Here is a 19,937-nt window from a genome sequence, read left to right as displayed (position 1 = left end):
CCTGGGATGGGTCATGGCCGCCAAGTACCCCGGTCGGACGCGCGGCAACCGCCGATCGCCACCTTCTCGTCGGGCTCAGTCCCGGTGGTCCTCGTCCCGTCCGGCGTCCGCCCGGATCTCGCGAGCGTCTGCCACGTCGGACTGGTGCTTCTTCTCGGCCTTCTCGATGTTGCGGGTGTCGCGGGGCGGGAGCTGGATGGTCTCCTCGGCAGCGATGCCGGCCTGGAGCTGGCGACCCCGCTCCAGCTCGGCGTCGAGCTCGGCGCCGAAGAGCAGGGCCAGGTTGGTGATCCACAGCCACAGCAGGAACACGATCACGCCCGCGAGCGACCCGTAGGTCTTGTCGTAGCTCGCGAACGTCGCCACGTAGAGACCGAAGGCGGCCGAGGCGAGGATCCACACGACGATCGCGACGAGCGCTCCGACGCTGATCCAGCGGAACTTGGGCTGCTTGACGTTGGGGGTCGCGTAGTAGAGCACCGCGACAATGACCACGACGATCAGCAGGACCACGGGCCACTTCGCGATGTCCCACACGAGGATCGCGGTCGACCCCAACCCGATCTGGTCGCCCACTGCCTCGGCGACCGGACCGGTCAGGACCAGCGCGAGCGCGGCGATCGCGACCAGGACGATGGCGAACACCGTCACGAGCAGCTGAAGAGGACGCAGCTTCCAGATCGGCCGTCCCTCGCCGATCTCGTAGACCCGGTTCATCGCCCGGCCGAAGGCCCCGACGTACCCGGACGCGGACCACAGCGCACCGAGGACACCGAGGACCAGCGCGAGCCCCGCGCCCTGAGAGGTGCTCAGTCGCTCGATCGTGGGTCGGAGCGTGTCCACCGCGGACGACGGGCCGATCTGGTCCACGATCTTCAGCAGCGAGTCGACGGTGCTCGGGCCCTGGCTGAAGACGCCGAGGAGCGAGACCAGGGCGACGAGGGCCGGGAACAGCGCCAGCACCGCGTAGTACGTGAGAGCTGCGGCCAGGTCGGTGCACTGGTCCTTCGAGAACTCGCGCACGGTCTTCTTGACGACGTACAGCCACGACCGCTTGTGCAGGTCTGCCGGCGAGTCGGGCTTGCGGTCGTCGTCCGGGTCGATCTCGGTCCGATCGCGGGCGTCGGCTGCACTCATGGGTCCCCCTGGGGCTCGGGCGACGTCGTGGCCGCTGGCTGGTGCACAGGCAAAAGTCCTGCGTGGGTGCGAATACCCCGGCACGACGTCCCGGAAACATCCAGCCCTCGGCAACTCGTGGGTGACCACGGTCACGCCCCCCGCGGGCGCCACGTGGTTTGAGACCGCTCGGGCGGGGGTACAGACATGGTGTCCGAGAGACCCGAACCGGGGCACACAGCCCAGGCGACGGGATCGGACGACGCACCGCGAAGAGGGCGGACCACGGGCTTACGCAGACCGCACGGTCCGCCCCTTCAGGTGTGCGCCACCCACCGTGCGCCCGCGGAGCTAGTGCTCCCGCTCGTGCCTCTCCGCCTTGCCGAACACCAGGCGAACCTTCTTGCCCCGCATCGAGACGCAGTCCTGCAGGAGCACCCAGCCGTCGTCCTGCAGTCGGGTGATCGTCTGCAGCATCTGGGTCACCCCGACCTCCAGCGCTCGCATCTGGCGGTAGGACAGGTCAGGCACAGGGCGATCGTAGTGCCCAGCGAGGATCCGGCCAGCTCACGGCCGCGCGGGTATCACCCGCACCGGGCACGGGTATGTCCATCGCACACCGACACAGGAGCTGACCACATGGACGACACGACCCGCTCGCTCGCGCGCCCTCTCGCGCTCGTCACGGGGGCGTCGTCGGGCATCGGTCGCGAGCTCGCCCGCGAGCTCGCCGAGCGCGGCTACGACCTGATCGTGGTGGCCGAGGACGATGCGATCCACGAGGTGGCGCGCGAGCTCGACGCGATCACGGCGGCCCGGGCCGTGCAGGCCGACCTGGCGACGACCGCGGGCAATCTCGCGACGCTCGCGGCGCTCGACGACGACCCGCGTCGCCCGGCCGCGGCCGCGATCAACGCCGGCGTCGGCGTCGGGGGGCCGCTCGTCGACACCGATCTGGACGACCACCTGCGGCTCGTCGCGGTCAACGTGACCTCCACCGTGCACCTGGGCAAGGCCGTCGCCGAGCGGATGGTCGCCGAGGGGGACGGACGCCTGCTGTTCACCTCGTCGATCGCCTCGCAGATGCCCGGCCCCCTCAACACGACCTACGCGGCCTCCAAGTCGTTCGTGCAGTCCTTCGCGGAGGGCCTCCGCCAAGAGCTCCGGGACTCCGGTGTCACGGTGACGGCCCTGATGCCCGGCCCGACCGACACGGACTTCTTCGACCGTGCGGACCTGGAGGGCACCCACCTGGACGAGGGCCACAAGGACGGCGCCGAGCAGGTCGCCCGTCAGGGTGTCGACGCGATGCTCGAGGGCCGAGACCACGTGGTGACCGGCACGCGCCTGAACGCGATCCAGGCCGCGCTCTCCTCCTTGCTGCCCGATCCCCTCAAGGCGAAGCTGCACGGGAAGATGAACTCCCCCACGTGACGTCCGGCGGGGACTCCGGCAGGAGGTCAGCGAGTCGCTCCGCGAGCGCGAGCGCGTCGAACGGGGCGCGCACCTTCATGTCGTTGTCGAAGTACGCGTAGACGTCCTTGCCCCGGTCGGCCCATCCCCTCATCAGCGTGGCCCATTCGTCGAGGGCCTGGGGGCCGTAGCCGCTCGCATAGAGCTCGGTGTCGCCGTGCAGGCGGACGTACGCGAAGTCCGTCGTCACCTCCCGCAGCAGCGGCCAGCGCCCCGCCGTGTCCGCCACGACGACCGCGATCGAGTGCTCCCGCAGCAGCTCGAGGAACGCCGGAGCCAGATAGGAGTCGTGCCGCACCTCGAGGGCGTGGCGGATCTCGCGATCCGCGTCCGTCTCGGTCCAGGACCGACCCTCCACGCGCTCGTCGTGCTGCCCGGCCAGCCGCGCGGCCGCCGTCGTCGTCCGTGGGAGCAGGTCGAAGAAGTGACGCAGCCGATCGGGGTCGAAGCCCAGATTGGGCGGCAGCTGCCACAGCACGGGCCCCAGCTTGTCCCCGAGGGCGAGCGGACCGGACGCGAAGAAGTTGGCCAGCGGCTGCTCGACATCGTTCAGCTTCTTCATGTGGGTGATGAAGCGTCCGCCCTTCACGGAGAAGACGAATCCCTCCGGCGTGCGCTCGCGCCAGCCGCGATAGCTGTCGGGACGCTGCAGCGAGTAGAACGAGCCATTGATCTCGACGCTGGGGAGCCGCTCGGCGACGTGCTCCAGCTCATCCTTCTGGCGCAGGCCGGGCGGGTAGAACACCCCGCGCCACGGCGGGTAGGTCCACCCGGAGATGCCGATCCGGACCGTTCCTGCGGTCGTCCTCGGCACGCGGGGTCCTTTCTCTCGACTCTCTCTCGACGCCATCGTCCAGGTGCCCCTATCGGCGCGGCTGAATCGGGATCGGCCTCAGGGCTGCTGCAGCCGACCCGGCCGGTTTGCCGTCCCGGCACAGCACCGCCACGATGGTGCCGTGACAGTGCGCAAGGTGGCGGTCGAGGAAGAGATGTTCCTGGTCGACCCGGGGACCCGACAGCTGGTCGCCTCGTCGCACCGCGCCGTGGAGCAGGCTCCTGGGGACGAGGTCGAGCAGGAGCTGTTCCTGCAGCAGGTCGAGACCCAGTCCGATCCTCACCACGCGCTGGGCGACGTCATCGCCGACCTGAAGGAGGCGCGCCGCGGCGCGGCCAAGGCCGCCGACGGCGCCGGCGCCGGCGCGCGGCTGGCCGCGATGCCGACGCCGGTCATGCCCGACGACGAGGGCCGGCTCACCCCCAAGAGACGGTACGAGCAGATGATGGCGCGGTTCGGCCGCGTCGGGCGTGAGGCGCTCGCGTGCGGCATGCACGTGCATGTCGACATCGCGGACGACGAGGAGGGCGTCGCCGTCCTGGACCGGATCCGGCCGTGGCTCCCGCTCGTCCAGGCGGTCTCGACGGGCTCACCGTTCGACCTCGGCATCGACACGTCGTATGCGAGCTGGCGCGCGGAGATCTGGGACTCGTGGCCGTCCTCGGGGCCCGTCGAGCCGTTCGGCGACGCGGCGGGCTACGAGAAGGCCGTCGAGGCGATCGTCGCGAGCGGGGCTGCGCTCGACCACGGCATGCTCTACTTCGACGCCCGGCTCGCACGGGACTACCCCACGGTCGAGATCAGGGTCGCCGACATCTGCACCGACCTCGCGGACACGGCCTTGGTCGCAGCCCTCTCCCGCGGGCTCGTCGAGACGTGCGCCGAGGCCTGGCACGCCCGCACCCCCCTGACACCGTGGCGGGTCGACCTGCTGCGTGCTGCTCGATGGCAGGCGCGACGCCACGGCGTATCGGCGTCGCTGCTCCACCCGCTGGACGGAGCCCTCGTGCCCGCCGCCGACGCCCTCGGCGCGCTGGTCGACGCGATCGGTCCGGCCCTGGAGCGGGCGGGCGACCGCGAGCTGGTCGAGGACGGGATCGCCCGCGTCCTGGCCGAGGGCACCGGCGCGGACCGCCAACGCGCAGCAGCCGGACCGGACCTGGACCTCCGGGCGGTCGTCGACGACGTGCTCGAAAGCACAGCTGCCTCCCACCGCGACTGACGCGACGAGAGGCAGCTGTGGCGTGCGGTCTCAGGGCTGGAAGAGCACCTTGATCGCACCGTCCTGCTTCTTCTGGAACATCTCGTAGGCCGCGGGTGCCTGGTCGAGCGGCACGTGGTGGGTCGCGAACGTCTCGAGCCCCAGCGGGTCCGCGTCGTCCTGGGCCAGCGGCAGGAGGTCGTCCGCCCAGCGCTTCACGTTGGCCTGGCCCATGCGCAGCGTGAGCTGCTTGTCGAAGATCATCTGCATCGACAGGGGATCCGCAGCGCCCGCGTAGACCCCGCTGATCGACACCGTGCCGCCGCGACGCACTGCCTGGAACGCCAGGTCCAGGGCGGCCAACCGGTCGGTGCTCGCATTGGTCATGATCGGTCGCGACAGCGCCTTCGGCAGCAGGCCGACGACCTTCTGCGCAGTCTCGGCGACGCCCGATCCGTGCGCCTCCATCCCGACGGCCTCCATGACGGCGTCAGCGCCGCGCCCTGCGGTCTTGTCCAGGATCGCGGCGACCGGGTCGCCGTCCTCCAGGTTGATCGTCTCGACGCCCAGTGCGGCCGAACGCGCGAGACGCTCGGGGACGAGGTCGACGCCGATGACTCGCACGTCGCGCAGCAGCGCCATGCGGGCGGCCATCTCGCCGATGGGGCCGAGGCCCACGATGACCAGGGTCTCGCCGGACTTGATGCCCGAGTACTCGATGCCCTGCCATGCCGTCGGCGCCACGTCGGAGAGATAGACGAAGCGGTCGTCGCTCGGCCCCTCCTCGACCTTGATCGGGTTGTAGTTGCCGTGCGGCACCCGCAGGAACTCCGCCTGGCCACCGGGAACCGCTCCGTAGAGATCGGTGTAGCCGTACAGTGCGGCACCCATGCCGTACTCACGCACCTGCGTGGTCTCGCACTGGGTCTGCAGCCCGCGCTGGCACATGAAGCACGATCCGCACGCGATCTGGAACGGGATGACGACCCGGTCGCCGACCTGCAGGTCGGTGATGGCCGATCCGCGCTCCACGACGCGCCCCATGGGCTCGTGGCCGAGCACGTCGCCGGGGTGGAGGAACGGTCCGAGCGGGTCGTACAGGTGAAGGTCGGATCCGCACAGGCCGGACGTCGTCACCTCGATGATGATGTCGTCAGCCTCCTGGATCTGGGGGTCCGGGACGGTCTCGACGCTCACGTTCTGCTTGCCCTGCCAGGTCAGTGCCTTCATGTGTTGCCTCTCGCGATTGCGGATTCGGTGGGCGCGGGCGGCTCGCCGGCCTCGCGCCTCTGCACACACAAGTGCCCGACTGAGGAGCTTTCAACCATCGCCCGACGCGACGAACCGCCGTGGCCCCTCGGGCGCATCAGCTGCGAGGGGCGCGACGGCGGTTCGATCAGGCGTGCCGGTCCGGCAGATCAGCTGCCGGGCTGGTCGGCGAGGTCCTGGCCGCCGGGCGGGACGGGCGCCTCGGGCCCGGTCGCGGGCTCTCCGGTCTGGACGGGGTCGAAGTCCTCGCCCTGTCCCTCGTCGGCTCCACGCTCGGTGTCGGGCTCGATGGGTGACTCGCTCATGGTGATTCCTCTCGTCGGGGCCCTCCACGTACCCCGCCGCGGCTCCGTGTAACCCGGCGCCGGGTCAGACGGACGGCACCTCGGCGACGTTCAGGTCGGGCCGCGCCCGCACCAGCCGCGCCGGGTGGCGCCACCTGCCCCGATCGGTCGAGCTGTCGACCGAGACCTCCACCACGAGCGTCGGCTCGACCAGGGTCACGGGCCGCTGGTCCCGCCTTCCCCAGCGCGTTCCCGTCGCCCCGCCGTCCTGCCACGGGTGCTCCTCGTCCGCGGGCACCAGCAGCCCGGAGAGGCCCTTGCGCAGCTGCGGTGCGAGCTGGGTCGTCGTCCCGACCATCTGCAGGTCCCCGGAGCCGTCCAGACGCCCCAGCACCAGGTGCTCGGGCGCCTCGGGATCCCCGGCGACTGCACCCACGATCGCCTCGGCGGTGTCACGCACGCGGTACTTCAACCAGTCCCGCGCCCCGTTGCGGTAGGCCGTGCCGAGCCCCTTGACCACCAGGCCCTCGATGCCGACGTCCGCGGCGCTGTAGTCGTCCAGCCACTCGCGGGCCTCGGCCACGTCGGTGGTCTGCGGCGAGAGCTGGATCGCGCCCTCCGGCTCGTCGATCACGGTCTCCAGGAGCTCTCGGCGCACCTCGAGCGGGCGCGACCGGATGTCGATGCCGGCGACTGCGAGCACGTCGAATGCGATGAACGAGGCCGGGCGCCGCCGGAAGCCGTGATTGCTCCCCCTGCCCAGACGCCGCTGCAGCTCGGCGAAGTCGAGCGAGCCGTCGGCCCACACGACGAGCTCACCGTCCACGACCAGACCGGCCGGAAGCTGCTCGGCGGCCGCCGCGGCCACGTCGTCGAACGCATCGCTGATGTCGTGACCTCGCCGCGACTGGACCCGGCAGCCGTCCTCGTCGACGAACAGCAGCGCCCGGTAGCCGTCGAACTTGGGCTCGTACGCGCAGCCGCCGGCGAGCGCGCCCGGCTCCGGCAGCGCCGTGACGTGGCGCGCCAGCATGGGGTCCTGCGGGAACGCGAGCATGGACTCCAGCCCTCCGTCGATGAGCGCCCCGAGCCTACCGACCGCGGCGTCACCGCACGACCCGGTACGTCCCGTCACCCCGACGCTCCACGAGGCCGCGCTCCACGAACGCGCTCAGCCAGCCCGTCATCGGCCACTGCCCCCAGCGCGCGTGGAAGAGGGTCGCGTTGCGGACCACGTCCTCCACGTGCTCGACGGGAGGCGAGCTGACCGGGTGGTGCTGGTGGAACGCGGTGGCGGCGCCGACCCAGGTCAGGGCCAGGTCGAGGCTCTCGGCACTCTTGGCGAAGTCGGTGTCCTCCCCGCCGTAGCCGAGGTAGCCCTCGTGGAAGCCGCCGATCTCGGACCAGGTCCCGCGACCCAGCGCAAAGGACAGCGACCAGAACAGCTCGTAGCCGCGGCGGGTACGCTCGACCGTCCCGGCGGGCGGTGCCGGCCGAGCGGCATGCGGCTCCGCGAGCGAGTCGAGGGTCGCGAGGTCGTAGCCGTCCGGGGGCGGGGGCGGGAGATAGCTCACCGGGCCGCAGAGCAGGTCACGGGACGTCACCGGATCCGTCGCCGCCTCGTCGTACGCAGCCAGCAGGGTCGGGGACGGGACACAGTCGACGTCGAGGAACACGAGCGTCCCGGCTCCCGCGGTGATCGCGGTGCGGGCGCCGACGTTGCGGGCACGGGCGAGCGGCAGGTGCGGACCGGAGCGCGCGAGGTGGACGACGCGGCGACGCCACGGGACGGGCTCGAGCGCCTGCTCGAGCCCTCCGTCGTCCATCGCAACCACGACGTGGAGATCGGGTGGGCGGTGCGAGCGGCGAAGACCCGCCTGCTGCAGCGCGAGGTGGTCGTGGCGACCGTGCGCGATCGTGACGACGGCGAGCATCAGGACGGCACCGCCGGCGTACGAGCGATCTCCTCGGCGATCACGGCGGCGAGTCGCTGCGCGCCGCCACCGTCGTTCCAGCACGTCCAGCCGGTGCCGTCGAGGGCCGCGGTCCGGTCGAGCAGCTGCGACCAGCCGGAGGTCGGCAGGCCCTCGGGGCACACCGTGACCGGGAGGCGTCCGTCGGCACCGAGGACCGCCGCCATCGCGTCCTGCTCGCCGAACGGGCGCGGGCGCGGCACGACGACCGCGGGCCGCCTCGCCGCTGCCACCTCCGCGATCGCGTTCTGGCCCGCGTGGGTGACCACGACGTCGGCCGCGCACAGCCGCTCCCACGGGTCCTCGACCCAGGCCGCGCCGGGACCCATGACGTCCCACGTCCAGCCCGGCGTCCCGGCCTGCGCCGCGAGGAGGTCCCACTCCTCCGCCCCCTGGTCGCCGGCGCCGGCGAGCACCAGCACCCGTCGCTCCCCGTCATCCCTGGCGGGCGCGACGATCTCACGTCCGTCGAACCGGGACAGACCTCCCACGCAGGTCAGCCGGTCCAGGTGCGGGTCGAGTCCGGTGACCATGCCCGTCGCCTCGGGTGGCCATGCGCCCACGATGCGCCGTGCGACCGAGTGGACGAGGTCGTGCGCGGAGTCGAGGCGCTCCCCCGGCAGGACCAGGGTGATGACCGGCGTGCCGTGCAGGCGGGCCAGCAGCGACACCTCGACCGAGATGTCCACCACCATGAGCGTCGGCTCGACGTTAGCGATCCACGACGAGATCTCGGACATGCGGGCGGTCAGACCGCGGTCCATCTCCGGCACCCAGTGCAGACGGCCGCGCGCGCTGGCGTCGACCGGCTCCGCGCCCTCGTCGTCGCGAGGGAGCTCGAGCCAGGGGCCGATCCACTCAGCAGGGCGCGGCAGCGAGCTCATGCCGACCACGACCGTGCCGGTCGCTGCCGCGACGGCGATGGCGCGGTGCAGGTGACCACGACCGTGGTGGTGCACGTAGTAGCCGATCATGCGGCTCGTCCGGCGGCCGCTCGCCGGTACACGTCCTCGTAGGCCGACACCATGCGCGCGACCCCCAGGTGCCTCGTCGCGTGCTCGCGCACGTGCGAGCGGTCCAGCCTGCTGGCCTCCTCGATCGCCACCGCCAGGGCGCTCACGTCGCCGGGCGCTGCCAGGGCGCCCGTGCGCGCCGTGACGATCTCGGGGAGCGCGCCACGGCGGAAGGCCGCCACCGGGGTGCCGCAGGCCATCGCCTCCGCGGCCACCAGGCCGTAGGGCTCGTCCCAGACGGGCGAGACGACCGCGACGGCCGCTGCGCCGACCAGGTCGACCAGCGCGGCCGTGTCGAGGTGGCCCGCGTAGTGGACCCGATCGCCGAGGAGCGGCTGGATCTCACGCACGAAGTAGTCCTCGTCCTGTCGAGGACCCGCGAGGTCGATCTCCATCCCGGCCTCGAGCGCGGCCAGCACCGCGAGGTGGGGCGCCTTCTCCGGGACGATCCGGCCGGTCCAGACCGCGCGGGCGCCCCCGGGTCCCGCGCTCCAGCGCGTCGTGTCGATCCCGTTGAGCACGACCTCGGCCGCGACTGCGTGCTCCCACGCGGTCGCGGTGTGGCGACTCACCGCGACGAACGTCGTGGGCACCCGCGCGACCATGAGAGCCGACTCCAGCCACGGGACGGGCGGTGTGTGCAGGGTCGAGACCATCGGCAGGTCGACCAGCTCGGCCATCGCGATCGGGAGGTGGTGCAGCGAGTTGTTGTGGATCACGTCGAAGCGGTCCTTGCCCGTCCGCGCGAGCTCCATCATGAGGCCCAGGTACGCGTGGTGCTCGGCCATCCACACCTCGGGCATCGCGCCCACGTCGCGGCGGGCCGCGGGGCTCGGCTCGAACGGCACGGTCGCCAGCTCCTCGACGTGCAGGCGAGGGTCGGAGCCGGGCGCGGCGAAGACGCTGACCCTGTGGCCGCGAGCCATGAGGTGCTCGGCCAGCAGCGCGGTGTGCGCCTCCATGCCGCCGTGGAACGGCTCACCCACCGGGAATCGGCTGGACGCGATCAGGCAGATCCTCATGACCGGACGAGCCGGGTGAAGACGGCCCGGTGGGCCTCGGAGACCGCATCGCGCTGGCGGGCGCGGTCATCGAGGTCCAGGAGCGGGGTGGGTGCGTCGTGGGCGCGGTGGATCGCGCGCACGAGACCCTCCTCGTCGAACGTCGTCTCGTCCAGGCGGTACGTGTGCACGGGCGCCTGGTCGGCGTAGTAGCCGCAGCTCGGCGCGACCACGTCCGTGCCGAGGTCGCGGCAGGCCTCGAGCCAGCCCGAGTGCGTCCCGTGGCGGTAGGGCAGCACCGAGACGTCGAGGCTGCCGAGGTAGTCCCACAGCTCGGCGTCCGAGAAGAAGTCGTGCACCCGCAGGTCGATCTCGTCGCCCAGGTCGTCGAGCATCGCCGCGAGCCGCGCATCGAACTGGGCGCCGCCCGGCTCCAGCACGTCTCGATGGCCGTTGACCTGCAGCACCGCGCCCGGGAGCTCGCGCGCGGCCCGGACGAGCACGGGGACGACTGCCTCGGCGTCCATGCACGCCCGGAGGCTCTTGAGGTGCACACCGATCCGGAAGGGGTCGGTGCGGCGCGCGCGACGATCCCGGATCCGGGCGGCGTCGTCGAGCTCGACGACGTGCGGATGACCGATGACGGTGGCCGTGCGTCCCCAGCGACGAGCGATCTCGGCCGCCGCACCAGGGGTGAGGGTGATGAGCCCGTCGGCCGCGGGCACCAGGACGTCGAGCTGCTCGTCGTGGGCGCGCCTGTCCGTGTGGTGGGGGTTGCGCAGGTCGTGGACGGTGAACACCAACGGCTTGCCGGCCGTCCGGAGAGCGGCGACGACGGCACGCAGGTCGTCGACCGAGAACGCGTCGAATCCGAAGTGCAGGTGCATCAGGTCGAAGTCGTCGCCGTGCGCAGCGATCCAGTCGGCGTCGAGCATCACCGGGGGCCACCACTGGGACGCCTCAGGGCTGCTCCCCGGGGGCCGCGGGTCCGGCAACCGCTGGACCGCCGCATCCTCGGGCTGGGCGGGCGCCAGGTGCCGCACATAGACGTGGGAGGCGGGGATCGAGGCGACGCGGACGGGCCGCAGCTCGGCGGGTCGTGGGGCTCGGGTGGCCGAGTGCAGCATGGTGTCCTTTCCCATGACAAGGGGCGGAGCGACCTTCTGCACTCGGCGGACGGTGTACCCCCCTGCGAGGGGATCAATCCGTTGCGGTCGAGCAGCCCGGCGGGCCGTCAGTCGGTGTCGGGGACGACGTCGCCCGCGTCGTCCTCGAGCGGCGGCTCCTCGGGGGGCTCGGGCGCTCCCGGGTCCGGATCGGGCATGGCTCCGGTGTTCGGATCCGGAAAGTCCGGTGACATCTGGCTCATGGGTCCTCCTGGTCGTACGCCGGGGCGGCCGTCGCCCGCTGCGCACCTCCCGTACCCGCCACCGGGCTGGCTCAAGCAGCCCCGGTCCCATTCGGGCGCCCGCGCATGAACGAACGGGAAAAGGGCATCGAACAACCATGAGTGCCGACCGCCATCCCCGTCCGGCCCCGGTCTCGTACGGGCGTGACCACTCGCTGATGCTGCTGAGGAACGGCTACCGCTTCTGGGACACGATGCGCCGGCAGACCGGGTCGGAGACCGTGCAGACCCGGCTCCTGCACGAGAGGGTCACCGCGATCCGCGGTGCGTCCGCCGCCCAGTTCTTCTACGAGAACCCCGACACCGAGCGCTCGTCCGCACTGCCCGTCCCGCTGGTCGGTCCGCTGTTCGGCAAGGGCGCGGTCCACCTGCTCGACGGCAGCGCCCACCTGCATCGCAAGGCCACGTTCAACGAGGTGATCGGGCCCGTGGCCGTGCGCGACGTCGCGGACGGCGTGGCCCGCCGGTGGGACGAGCGGGCGCCCGCCTGGCCCCGGCACATCGACGTGTTCGACGAGGTGGGCTCGATCCTGTTCGAGTCGGTCTGCGAGTGGGTGGGCATCGCCCCGGAGCCCGAGGAGACGGCTGACCGGACCCACGACATGCTGGCCATGGTCGACGGCTTCGGCGGGCCCAACGTGCGCCAGCTCAAGGCGCGACGCGCACGCCGGCGCACCGAGACCTGGATCCAGGGCTTGGTGGAGGAGTCCCGCGGATCAGGCGCACCCGCCGTGTCCCCCCTGGACGTCTGGGCCCGTCACCGTGACGAGTCAGGCGAGCTGCTGCCCGTCCACACCGCTGCGGTCGAGGTCATCAACCTGATCCGTCCGCTGGTCGCGGTCAGCTGGCTCGTGGCGGGGATCTTCGAGGCGTTCGACGTCTTCCCCGAGCAGCGTGAGGCCGTGCTGTCCCGGAGCGCGTCCACCATGAACGTCGCCCAGGAGGTGCGGCGCACCTATCCCTTCGTCCCGTTCCTGGCGACCCGCGCGACCCGCGACCTGGAGTGGGAGGGGGCCACCATCGCGCAGGGGACGCTCATCGTCCTGGACGTGTGGGGCACCAACCACGACCCCCGCATCTGGCGCGACCCGGAGTCGTTCGACCCGGAGCGCTTCGAGCGCCGCCCCGTGACGCCCTACAACCTCGTCCCGCAGGGGGGCGGGTCCGCGGTGACGGGGCACCGGTGCCCGGGCGAGGACCTCACACTGGCCGTCCTGGTCACGCTCGTGCGCCGTGTCGCCGAGCTGCACGCGACGGTCCAGGGCCCCCGCGCCACGCTGCGGCGCATGCCGCCCAAGCCCACGCTCTCGGTGCGCGTGCGGCACTGACGGCGGCCGGGGGTCAGTCCTCGGCGTTCTCGAACACCCGGTCCATCCTGGTGATCTCGATGATGCGGGCGACCGGCGGCGACACGTTCGACAGCAGCAGCCGACCGCCGGCCCGCTCCTGCTGCTTCTTGACCCCGAGCAGCGAGCCGAGTCCGCTGGAGTCCACGAACGTCACCCCGCCCAGGTCCAGCACCAGCGTGCGGTGCGCGACGTCCATGGTGTCGACCTGGGCGCGCAGGTCCGCCGACGTCTGCATGTCGATGTCCCCCGCGACCGACAGCACGGCCCCGTCCTGCCGGTCCTCGGTCGTGAACGTCAGCTCGGTCATGATCCTCCTCGGTTGCCGGGCCGCCAGGCCCGGACGCTCCACACGGTCTTGCCCCGTTCGGTGCCGCGGGTTCCCCACTCGTCGGACAGCGCGTCCACGATGTGCAGGCCCCGGCCGTGCTCGTCGGTCTGCGCGGGATCGCGCGGCCGCGGCATCTCACCGGCCGCATCGTCCTGCACCTCGACGAGCACCTGCGTGCCCGCGCAGCGCAGCCGCAGCTCGACCGGCGCGCCCCCGTGCACCATCGCGTTGGTCACCAGCTCACTCGTGATGAGGGCCATGTCCCGGGTCACCGGCTCGGGGACGTGCCACCGGTTGAGCCGCTCGACGACGAACTGCCGCGCCTCGGCGACCGTCGCACGTCCCGTGTCGCGGTGCATGGACAGGCCCGCGGTCTCGGCGACCGAGGTGACGCGTGCGACCAGGATCGCGACGTCGTCGTCGGGACCGTCCGGGAGCAGCGCACCGACGATGGCCTCGGGCATCCCCGGGAGGGGGGTGCCCGCACGCCAGACGACCTGGCGCTCGAGCGCCCAGATCCCGTCGTCGATGTCGCGGCCGCGGTGCTCGACCAGGCCGTCGGTGTAGAAGACGATCGTCGCGCCCGCCGCGAGGGGGATCTCGTCGGTCGCCTCGTCGCCGTACCCGGCGCCCAGCGGGGGGCCGCCCGCCGTCAGGCGCAGCAGCTCACCGTCCCGGCTCGACACCAGCGGGGGGAGGTGACCCGCGTTCGCGTAGCGAAGCGTCTCGTCCCGGGGGTCGAAGACGCCGTAGACGCACGTCACGATCTGATCGCCCGGCAGGTCCTGCACCAGCACGTCCAGGTGACGCATCACCTCGTCGGGGGCCAGGTCCAGCGTCGCGAACGCGCGGACCGCGGAGCGCAGCTGACCCATCACCGACGCGGCACGCACGCCCCGTCCCATGACGTCGCCCATGACGAACGCCGTGCGGCCGCTGCCGAGCTCGATGATGTCGTACCAGTCACCGCCGACGTACGTGCCCTCGATGCCGGCCCGGTAGTACGTCGCGACGTCGAGGTGCTCCAGGTCGAACGACTCGGCCGGCAGCAGGCTGCGCTGCAGCTCCTCCGCGATCGCGTGCTCGCGGCGGCCGGCCTCCTCGCGCGCACGGGCCGCCGACATCGCCTGCTCGGCCGCGCGCTGCTCGGTGACGTCCTGCATCGATCCCTGCAGCGTCCGCGGCTGCCCGTCCTCGTCCCCGAGGAGAGCCGCCCGGACGGTGACGAGACGCTCGACGCCCTGGGGAGTCAGGATGCGCATGTCGTACGTCATGACGTCGCCGATCTCGAGATCGCCGAGCGTCCCGATGACCCGTTCGGCGTCGTCAGGGTGCACGACGCCGGAGACCACTCCGGGCCAGCCCATCTCCTCGAACTCCTGACGGGTCAGGCCGGTCAGCCGCAGGAGCTCGTCGGACGCGGTCACGGTCCTCGTCGAGAGGTCGGCCTCCCAGCTGCCCACCTTCGCGAGCCGTTGCGCCTGGTCGAGCAGCGCCTCGCTCCGCTCCAGCGTGGCCCGCACGCGCCGGACCCGGTCGAGCTCGAGGTTGACCCGCACCCGCGCGAGCAGCTCGCGGGCCGCGAACGGCTTGACGAGATAGTCCGCCGCTCCTGCCTCGAGGCCCTCGACCGTCCCCTCCTCGCCGGCACGCGCGCTGAGCATGATGACGGGGACGCCGGTGGTCCTCGGATCGGCCTGGAGCCGGGCCAGCAGCCCGAACCCGTCGAGGCGCGGCATCATCACGTCGGTGATGATCAGGTCGGGGACCGTGTCCGCGATGCGCTCCAGAGCCTCGAGCCCGTCTGCCGCGGTCATGACGTCGTACTCGCGGGCGAGCAGGCCGGCGACGTATCGCCGCATGTCGATGTTGTCGTCCACCACGAGGACGCGGGCGAGCCCGTCCTGCGGAGGCGCCGTGGGCTCGCTGGTCTCGTTCCGGGCGGACTCGAGCCAACGCCACGCATCGGACAGCAGATCCGCCCCGGCCCCCGGCACCGGCTCGCGGGTGCCCGCCGACTCGACCACCTCGTCCTGCGGCAGGTGGGCGCGGCCGAGCGGGATCCGCACCGTCATCGTGGTGCCGACGCCCTCGGTGCTGGCGACGTCGACCTCGCCGCCGTGCAGCTGCACGAGCTCGGACACCAGGGCGAGCCCGACGCCTGAACCCTCGTGCGTCCTCGACTCCGCCCCACGCACACGGTGGAACCTGTCGAACAGGTGCGGCAGCTCGGCTGCCGGGATGCCACCCCCGGTGTCGGCGACGGTCAGCACCGCGTCACCGTCCTGCTCGACGAGCGTGACCGTGATGCCGCCGTGGAAGGTGAACTTGAAGGCGTTCGACATCAGGTTGAGCACGATCTTGGACCAGTGCTCGACGTCGACGTAGCTCTGGGTCGAGAGCTCGGCGCCCCGGTACGTCAACGTCAGGCCGGCCTGCGCCGCCGCCGACTCGAACATCGTCACGAGCGGCTCGGTCAGGCGCGTGAGGTCGACCGGCTCGAAGTGCGAGGCGATCCCGTCCGCCTCGAGCCGCGCGAAGTCGAGCAGGTTGTTGACCAGCTGCAGCAGGCGCTGGCCGTTGCGGTGGACGATGTCGAAGCGGACGCGCTGCGGATCGTCGGTCGGCAGCGCCGGATCGGCCAGGGCGTCCGCCGCGGGCCCCAGGAGCAGGGTCAACGGGGTGCGGAACTCATGGCTGACATTGGTGAAGAAGTCGGTCTTGGCCTCGTCGAGACGGGCCAGCGCCTCCGCCCGGCGCTTCTCGCCCGCGAAGGTCCGCGCTGCCGTGATCGAGGCAGCGAGCTGTCCGGCGAACAGCTCGACGAACCCGGTGTACGCGGCGTCCACCGGGCGGTAGGGGCTCAGGCCCGCGACGAAGAAGCCGTACGGCTGGGACGACGCGGCACCCGCGAGAGGGACCACGAGCGCCCGCGTCGGAGGATCGTCCCACGGGCCACGGGGGGCGGCGTGCGGCAGCGACGTGAGGTCCACCAGGACCTGTCGGCCCGCCAGGACGTCCTCGACGGGCCACAGCGGCGCGGGATCGTCGACATCGATCACCCGCGGGGCCAGCGGGTGGTCGTCATCGGCCCCGGCGACCTCGGCACGGACGAACCGGCCCAGCTCCGGGTCGCGTACGTACACCAGGCCGAAGGGCAGCGAGAGCGGATCGGCGAGAACCTGCTCGCCGGCCGCGGCGATCGCCTCGCTCTCGGTGAGCTGTCCGGCCGTGCGTGCCGCGAGATTGCGCAGCGTGGTCATCCGGCGCGAGGAGATGGTCTGCTCGGTGACCTCGCTGACCACGCACAGCATGCCCTCGATGTGGCCGTCGTCCGCGGCGAGCGGGCTGTACGAGAACGTGTGGTAGGTCTCCTCGACGAATCCGCTGCGCTCGAGCAGCAGGAGCAGCGACTCGTCCCAGCTCGCGACGCCGGTGCTCATCACCGCCTCGATCCGCGGACCGATGTCGTCCCAGATCTCCGACCACACCTCGGACGCGGGGCGGCCCAGCGCCCACGGGTACTTGGTGCCGAGCGTCTGCCGCCGGTAGGAGTCGTTGCACAGGAAGGTGAGATCGGGTCCCCACGCCATCCACATCGAGAACTTGGTGGTGAGCAGCATGCGGGCGGTCGTCTTGAGGCTCTGCGGCCAGTCGTCGGGCGGTCCCAGCGGGGTGGCGTTCCAGTCGACCTCGGCCAGGTCGCGACCGACCTCGGTCGTCGTGAACGTGTGTTGCATCCGCCGCCTGCTCCCCTCGGGGTCCGCCTCATCGTGCGCAGCCACCCGGCCCGCGCCGCTCGTACACGCTCGCAGGCTCAATTATGCCCAATTCGGTGTCTCGCCGCAGGCTCCGGGGGTCGCGGCCCGTGACGGATCTAGGTGAGGTCGGCCGGGTCCTCCCCCGGGATCGGGACGATCCGGTCCGGGTCCGGCGGGAGCTCCGGCTCCGCGTCCGGCTCGACCGCGAAGGGGTCCTCGGGGTCCACGTCGTCAGGCTCGAAGGGTTCGTCGGGAAGCACGGTCATGGCGATCCTCCTGGTGGTCAGGACCATGACGTACCCCCCGGTGCGGTGGATCATGCGAGCGACATCACGTCACGTGTGCGCCGAACGATCATCTGACCGACCGGATCGCCGTACGCTGTCGAGGATCCGCCGCCACGTCCTCGAGGAATCCCATGTTGCGCACCCTTGTCCTGTCCACGACCGCAGCCTTGCTGTCGACCGTCGCACTCGGCTCGCCGGCCGGCGCCGCGGACGCCCCCACGGCGGGCGGGACGGCCGAGGCCTCGTCGCTCAACGGCGTGCAGGCCGTCGACCCGGCCCCCGTGGGGCCCAAGATCCTCGTCATCGGCGACTCGATCACGTCCTGGTACCGCGACGAGCCCGGCAGCGCGTCACAGGGCTGGTGGTCGATCCTGGCCCGCGACCCCGCGGTCAACGCCTCGCGCATCACGACGTACGCCGAGGGCGGCTCGGGCATGAACACCCGCGGCAACAAGTGCGGCGGCACCACGTTCGGCAGCCGCAACAAGTCGATCAAGAAGGCCGACGTCGACTTCCTGATCATCGAGGGCGGTCGCAACGACTACAACACGTGCGACTCCAGGAACCGCAAGAAGTCGCTCAGCAAGGCCAAGCGGCGCGCCGGCATCAAGAAGTACATGGAGCGCCTCGACACCCACGTCCGCAAGGAGGGCATCCCGCGCAGCCACGTGCTGGTCATGACGCCGTGGGGCAAGTCGCAGCGCAGCCTCGGCACCGAGATGCAGTCCTACGTCCAGCGCTACGCGCAGCGGGAGGGCTTCACGTTCGTGACGACCAAGACACTGCCCACGAACAAGACGATCGACAACAAGCACCCCAACCGGGCGGGCAGCGAATATCTCGCCGGGGCCATGAAGAAGGCCCTGCTCGCCGCACGATGAGGCAGTGGCAGGCTGGGCGGGTGACCGTGAGCCGCGTGTACGAGAAGCCGCGTCGCTGACGCATGGGAGCCGGTCGATTCGCCCCCTCGCCTTCAGGTGACCTGCACGTCGGGAACCTGCGGACCGCCCTGCTGGCGTGGCTGTGCGCGCGGTCGACGGGCCGCAGCTTCCTCATGCGCGTCGAGGACCTGGACCGGGTGCGACCCGGGGCCGAGGAGCGGCAGCTCGCGGACCTCCGCTCGATGGGCATCGACTGGGACGGCCCGGTCGTGCACCAGTCCGAGCGCGCCCGGCTGTACGACGCGGCGCTCGCCTCGCTCGGCGGCCGGGGCCTGCTGTTCGAGTGCTTCTGCACGCGGCGGGAGATCCTCGAGGCGCCCTCCGCCCCCCACGCCCCGCCGGGTGCGTACCCCGGGACCTGCCGAGACCTCACCGAGGCCGAGCGGGACGAACGGCGGGCGGTCCGTCCGGCCGCCGTGCGCCTGCGGGCCGGCACCGCGAGCTTCACGATCCACGACGAGCTGCACGGCTCGTACGAGGGGGTCGTGGACGACTTCGTGCTGCGTCGCGGCGACGGTGCGATCGCGTACAACCTCGCGGTCGTCGTCGACGACGCGCAGCAGGGCGTCGACCAGGTCGTCCGCGGGGACGACCTGCTGAGCTCGGCGCCCCGGCAGGCGTACCTCGCCACCCTGCTGGGCGCGACGCCGCCGACGTACGTCCACGTGCCCCTCGCACTCAACTCCGCCGGACAACGCCTCGCCAAGCGCGACGGTGCAGTGACCCTGCGCGAGCTGGGCCCGAGCGCCTTCGCTCTCGTCACGGCCTCGCTCGGCCTGACCGGCACCACCGCGGGCGAGCTGCTGGACGGGTTCTCGATCGAGCGGATCCCGCGCGAGCCCTGGGTCTTCGTCCCGCCCGAGGAGGCGCCGGTGGTCTAGTGCGCCTCGACGTGCTCCTCGATGAGGTCGGCGAGGCGGGTGGGCTGCTCGATCGTGCTGGAGTGTCCCGCGCCGCGGACGATCTCCAGACGGGCGCCGGGGATCGCCGCCGCGATGACCTCGGCCTTGGCCGGCGGGGTGGCGACGTCCTCGTCCCCCACAGCCACGAGGGTGGGCGCGGTGATCCGGCCCAGCTCGTCGAGGACGGGCTCGCGGTCGGTGACCCCGTAGATCGCCTTCTTCATCCCCGAGCGGCGGCAGGCCTTGACCTCCGCGACCCACGCGTCGGTGTCCCGCTTAGCGGCCGGGGAGGCGAGGAACGTCGGCCCGAACATGAGGGGCTCGACGCGGCCGCGCACCGGGGACAGACCGAGGACGCCGTAGACCTTCGCGAGCAGCCGGTACTGGGACACCTTGTCGGGGTCCTCCGGCCCGGCGCTGGTGTCGAGCAGCACCAGGGAGCGGATGAGCTCGGGCCGGCGGGCGCCGAGGCGCATGCCCACGAAGCCGCCCATCGAGAGCCCGACGAAGTGCACGGGCCCGGCCCCCAGCCCCTCGATGACCGCCGCGGCGTCGTCCGCGAGGGAGTCCATGTCGTAGCCGTCGTCGGCCGCCGGCGACTTGCCCTGCCCGCGCCAGTCGATCGTCACGCAGCGGTAGCGGTCGCGCAGGCGCGCGACCTGGGCCGCGAACATCCGACCGCTGAAGAGCAGGCCGTGTCCGAAGACGATCGCCGGGGCGTCGGGACGCCCGGCGGGCGCACCGGTGTCCTCGACGTGGATGCGGGCGCCGTTGGCCTCGGTGACGGGCATGTTCT

General features: G+C 71.9%; 20 protein-coding genes. 5 read left to right on the top strand and 15 right to left on the bottom strand.

Annotated features, from left to right (window positions below; translation table 11 throughout):
* Positions 1–75: 75 nt before the first annotated feature.
* Positions 76–1,137 (bottom strand): YihY/virulence factor BrkB family protein, encoded by a 1,062-nt coding sequence (locus GEV27_RS14295; RefSeq protein ID WP_153909519.1) that lies wholly within the window; start codon positions 1,135–1,137, stop codon positions 76–78.
* 330 nt (positions 1,138–1,467) lie between these two features.
* Positions 1,468–1,647 (bottom strand): hypothetical protein, encoded by a 180-nt coding sequence (locus GEV27_RS14290; RefSeq protein ID WP_153651553.1) that lies wholly within the window; start codon positions 1,645–1,647, stop codon positions 1,468–1,470.
* A 108-nt stretch (positions 1,648–1,755) separates the two neighbouring features.
* Between GEV27_RS14290 and GEV27_RS14285 the strand changes: the two genes are divergently transcribed.
* Positions 1,756–2,550: an SDR family oxidoreductase gene (locus tag GEV27_RS14285; RefSeq protein WP_153651552.1), complete on the top strand. Its 795-nt coding sequence runs from the start codon at positions 1,756–1,758 to the stop codon at positions 2,548–2,550.
* Here the strand turns inward: GEV27_RS14285 and GEV27_RS14280 are convergent.
* A complete protein-coding gene (locus GEV27_RS14280) occupies positions 2,510–3,403 on the bottom strand; it encodes a DUF72 domain-containing protein (RefSeq protein ID WP_243838855.1) in 894 nt (297 codons plus the stop codon). The genes GEV27_RS14285 and GEV27_RS14280 overlap by 41 nt on opposite strands.
* 142 nt (positions 3,404–3,545) lie before the next feature.
* On the opposite strand from GEV27_RS14280, the gene GEV27_RS14275 reads away from it, so the two are divergent.
* The gene (locus GEV27_RS14275) at positions 3,546–4,646 is read left to right on the top strand and encodes a glutamate--cysteine ligase (protein WP_194944219.1); all 1,101 of its coding nucleotides are present in this window, start codon (positions 3,546–3,548) and stop codon (positions 4,644–4,646) included.
* 30 nt (positions 4,647–4,676) lie between these two features.
* Here the strand turns inward: GEV27_RS14275 and GEV27_RS14270 are convergent, their stop codons facing one another.
* From GEV27_RS14270 to GEV27_RS18115, 8 genes are all read right to left on the bottom strand, one after another.
* Positions 4,677–5,855: an alcohol dehydrogenase catalytic domain-containing protein gene (locus tag GEV27_RS14270; RefSeq protein ID WP_153651549.1), complete on the bottom strand. Its 1,179-nt coding sequence runs from the start codon at positions 5,853–5,855 to the stop codon at positions 4,677–4,679.
* Between the two features lie 188 nt (positions 5,856–6,043).
* Positions 6,044–6,199 (bottom strand): hypothetical protein, encoded by a 156-nt coding sequence (locus GEV27_RS14265; protein ID WP_153651548.1) that lies wholly within the window; start codon positions 6,197–6,199, stop codon positions 6,044–6,046.
* Positions 6,200–6,263: 64 nt separating this feature from the next.
* On the bottom strand, positions 6,264–7,313 hold the full coding sequence (locus tag GEV27_RS14260) for an ATP-dependent DNA ligase (RefSeq protein ID WP_208430700.1): 1,050 nt from the start codon (positions 7,311–7,313) through the stop codon (positions 6,264–6,266).
* Entirely contained in the window at positions 7,285–8,112 is an 828-nt protein-coding gene (locus GEV27_RS14255; RefSeq protein WP_208430701.1) for a glycosyltransferase family 2 protein, read from the bottom strand. The genes GEV27_RS14260 and GEV27_RS14255 overlap by 29 nt, the downstream gene beginning before the upstream one ends.
* Positions 8,112–9,125 carry a glycosyltransferase gene (locus GEV27_RS14250; RefSeq protein ID WP_153909521.1) on the bottom strand — a complete coding sequence of 338 codons (1,014 nt, stop codon included), beginning with the start codon at positions 9,123–9,125 and terminating at the stop codon, positions 8,112–8,114. Before GEV27_RS14250 ends, GEV27_RS14255 begins: the two co-directional genes overlap by 1 nt.
* The gene (locus tag GEV27_RS14245) at positions 9,122–10,186 is read right to left on the bottom strand and encodes a glycosyltransferase (RefSeq protein ID WP_153651546.1); all 1,065 of its coding nucleotides are present in this window, start codon (positions 10,184–10,186) and stop codon (positions 9,122–9,124) included. The genes GEV27_RS14250 and GEV27_RS14245 overlap by 4 nt, the downstream gene beginning before the upstream one ends.
* Positions 10,183–11,307 (bottom strand): glycosyltransferase, encoded by a 1,125-nt coding sequence (locus GEV27_RS14240; RefSeq protein WP_228765272.1) that lies wholly within the window; start codon positions 11,305–11,307, stop codon positions 10,183–10,185. Before GEV27_RS14240 ends, GEV27_RS14245 begins: the two co-directional genes overlap by 4 nt.
* A 92-nt stretch (positions 11,308–11,399) precedes the next feature.
* Positions 11,400–11,534 carry a hypothetical protein gene (locus tag GEV27_RS18115; RefSeq protein WP_255489235.1) on the bottom strand — a complete coding sequence of 45 codons (135 nt, stop codon included), beginning with the start codon at positions 11,532–11,534 and terminating at the stop codon, positions 11,400–11,402.
* Between the two features lie 137 nt (positions 11,535–11,671).
* Here GEV27_RS18115 and GEV27_RS14235 point away from each other — a divergent pair, with 137 nt between their 5' ends.
* Positions 11,672–12,901, top strand: coding sequence for a cytochrome P450 (locus GEV27_RS14235; RefSeq protein WP_194944218.1), 1,230 nt, complete (start codon positions 11,672–11,674; stop codon positions 12,899–12,901).
* Between the two features lie 13 nt (positions 12,902–12,914).
* Here GEV27_RS14235 and GEV27_RS14230 read toward each other — a convergent pair whose 3' ends face one another.
* The 3 genes from GEV27_RS14230 to GEV27_RS14220 all read right to left on the bottom strand — a co-directional run bounded on the left by GEV27_RS14230 (position 12,915) and on the right by GEV27_RS14220 (position 17,277).
* The gene (locus GEV27_RS14230; protein WP_153651544.1) at positions 12,915–13,229 is read right to left on the bottom strand and encodes an STAS domain-containing protein; all 315 of its coding nucleotides are present in this window, start codon (positions 13,227–13,229) and stop codon (positions 12,915–12,917) included.
* Positions 13,226–16,990 (bottom strand): SpoIIE family protein phosphatase, encoded by a 3,765-nt coding sequence (locus GEV27_RS14225; RefSeq protein WP_153934891.1) that lies wholly within the window; start codon positions 16,988–16,990, stop codon positions 13,226–13,228. Before GEV27_RS14225 ends, GEV27_RS14230 begins: the two co-directional genes overlap by 4 nt.
* A 137-nt stretch (positions 16,991–17,127) precedes the next feature.
* A complete protein-coding gene (locus tag GEV27_RS14220; protein WP_153651542.1) occupies positions 17,128–17,277 on the bottom strand; it encodes a hypothetical protein in 150 nt (49 codons plus the stop codon).
* Positions 17,278–17,429: 152 nt separating this feature from the next.
* Here GEV27_RS14220 and GEV27_RS14215 point away from each other — a divergent pair, with 152 nt between their 5' ends.
* Both GEV27_RS14215 and gluQRS read left to right on the top strand, forming a co-directional pair.
* Entirely contained in the window at positions 17,430–18,179 is a 750-nt protein-coding gene (locus GEV27_RS14215) for an SGNH/GDSL hydrolase family protein (protein ID WP_153934890.1), read from the top strand.
* A 62-nt stretch (positions 18,180–18,241) separates the two neighbouring features.
* Positions 18,242–19,120, top strand: a complete 879-nt coding sequence (gene gluQRS / locus GEV27_RS14210) for a tRNA glutamyl-Q(34) synthetase GluQRS (RefSeq protein WP_153651540.1) — start codon at positions 18,242–18,244, stop codon at positions 19,118–19,120.
* On the opposite strand, the gene GEV27_RS14205 is transcribed toward gluQRS, so the two are convergent.
* Positions 19,117–19,932 carry an alpha/beta fold hydrolase gene (locus tag GEV27_RS14205; protein ID WP_153934889.1) on the bottom strand — a complete coding sequence of 272 codons (816 nt, stop codon included), beginning with the start codon at positions 19,930–19,932 and terminating at the stop codon, positions 19,117–19,119. The two genes, gluQRS and GEV27_RS14205, sit on opposite strands and share 4 nt — an antisense overlap.
* Positions 19,933–19,937 lie beyond the last annotated feature (5 nt).

The organism is Aeromicrobium sp. S22 (assembly GCF_009661045.1).
Lineage (GTDB): Bacteria > Actinomycetota > Actinomycetes > Propionibacteriales > Nocardioidaceae > Aeromicrobium > Aeromicrobium yanjiei.
This window is presented reverse-complemented; position numbering and strand designations above follow the sequence as displayed.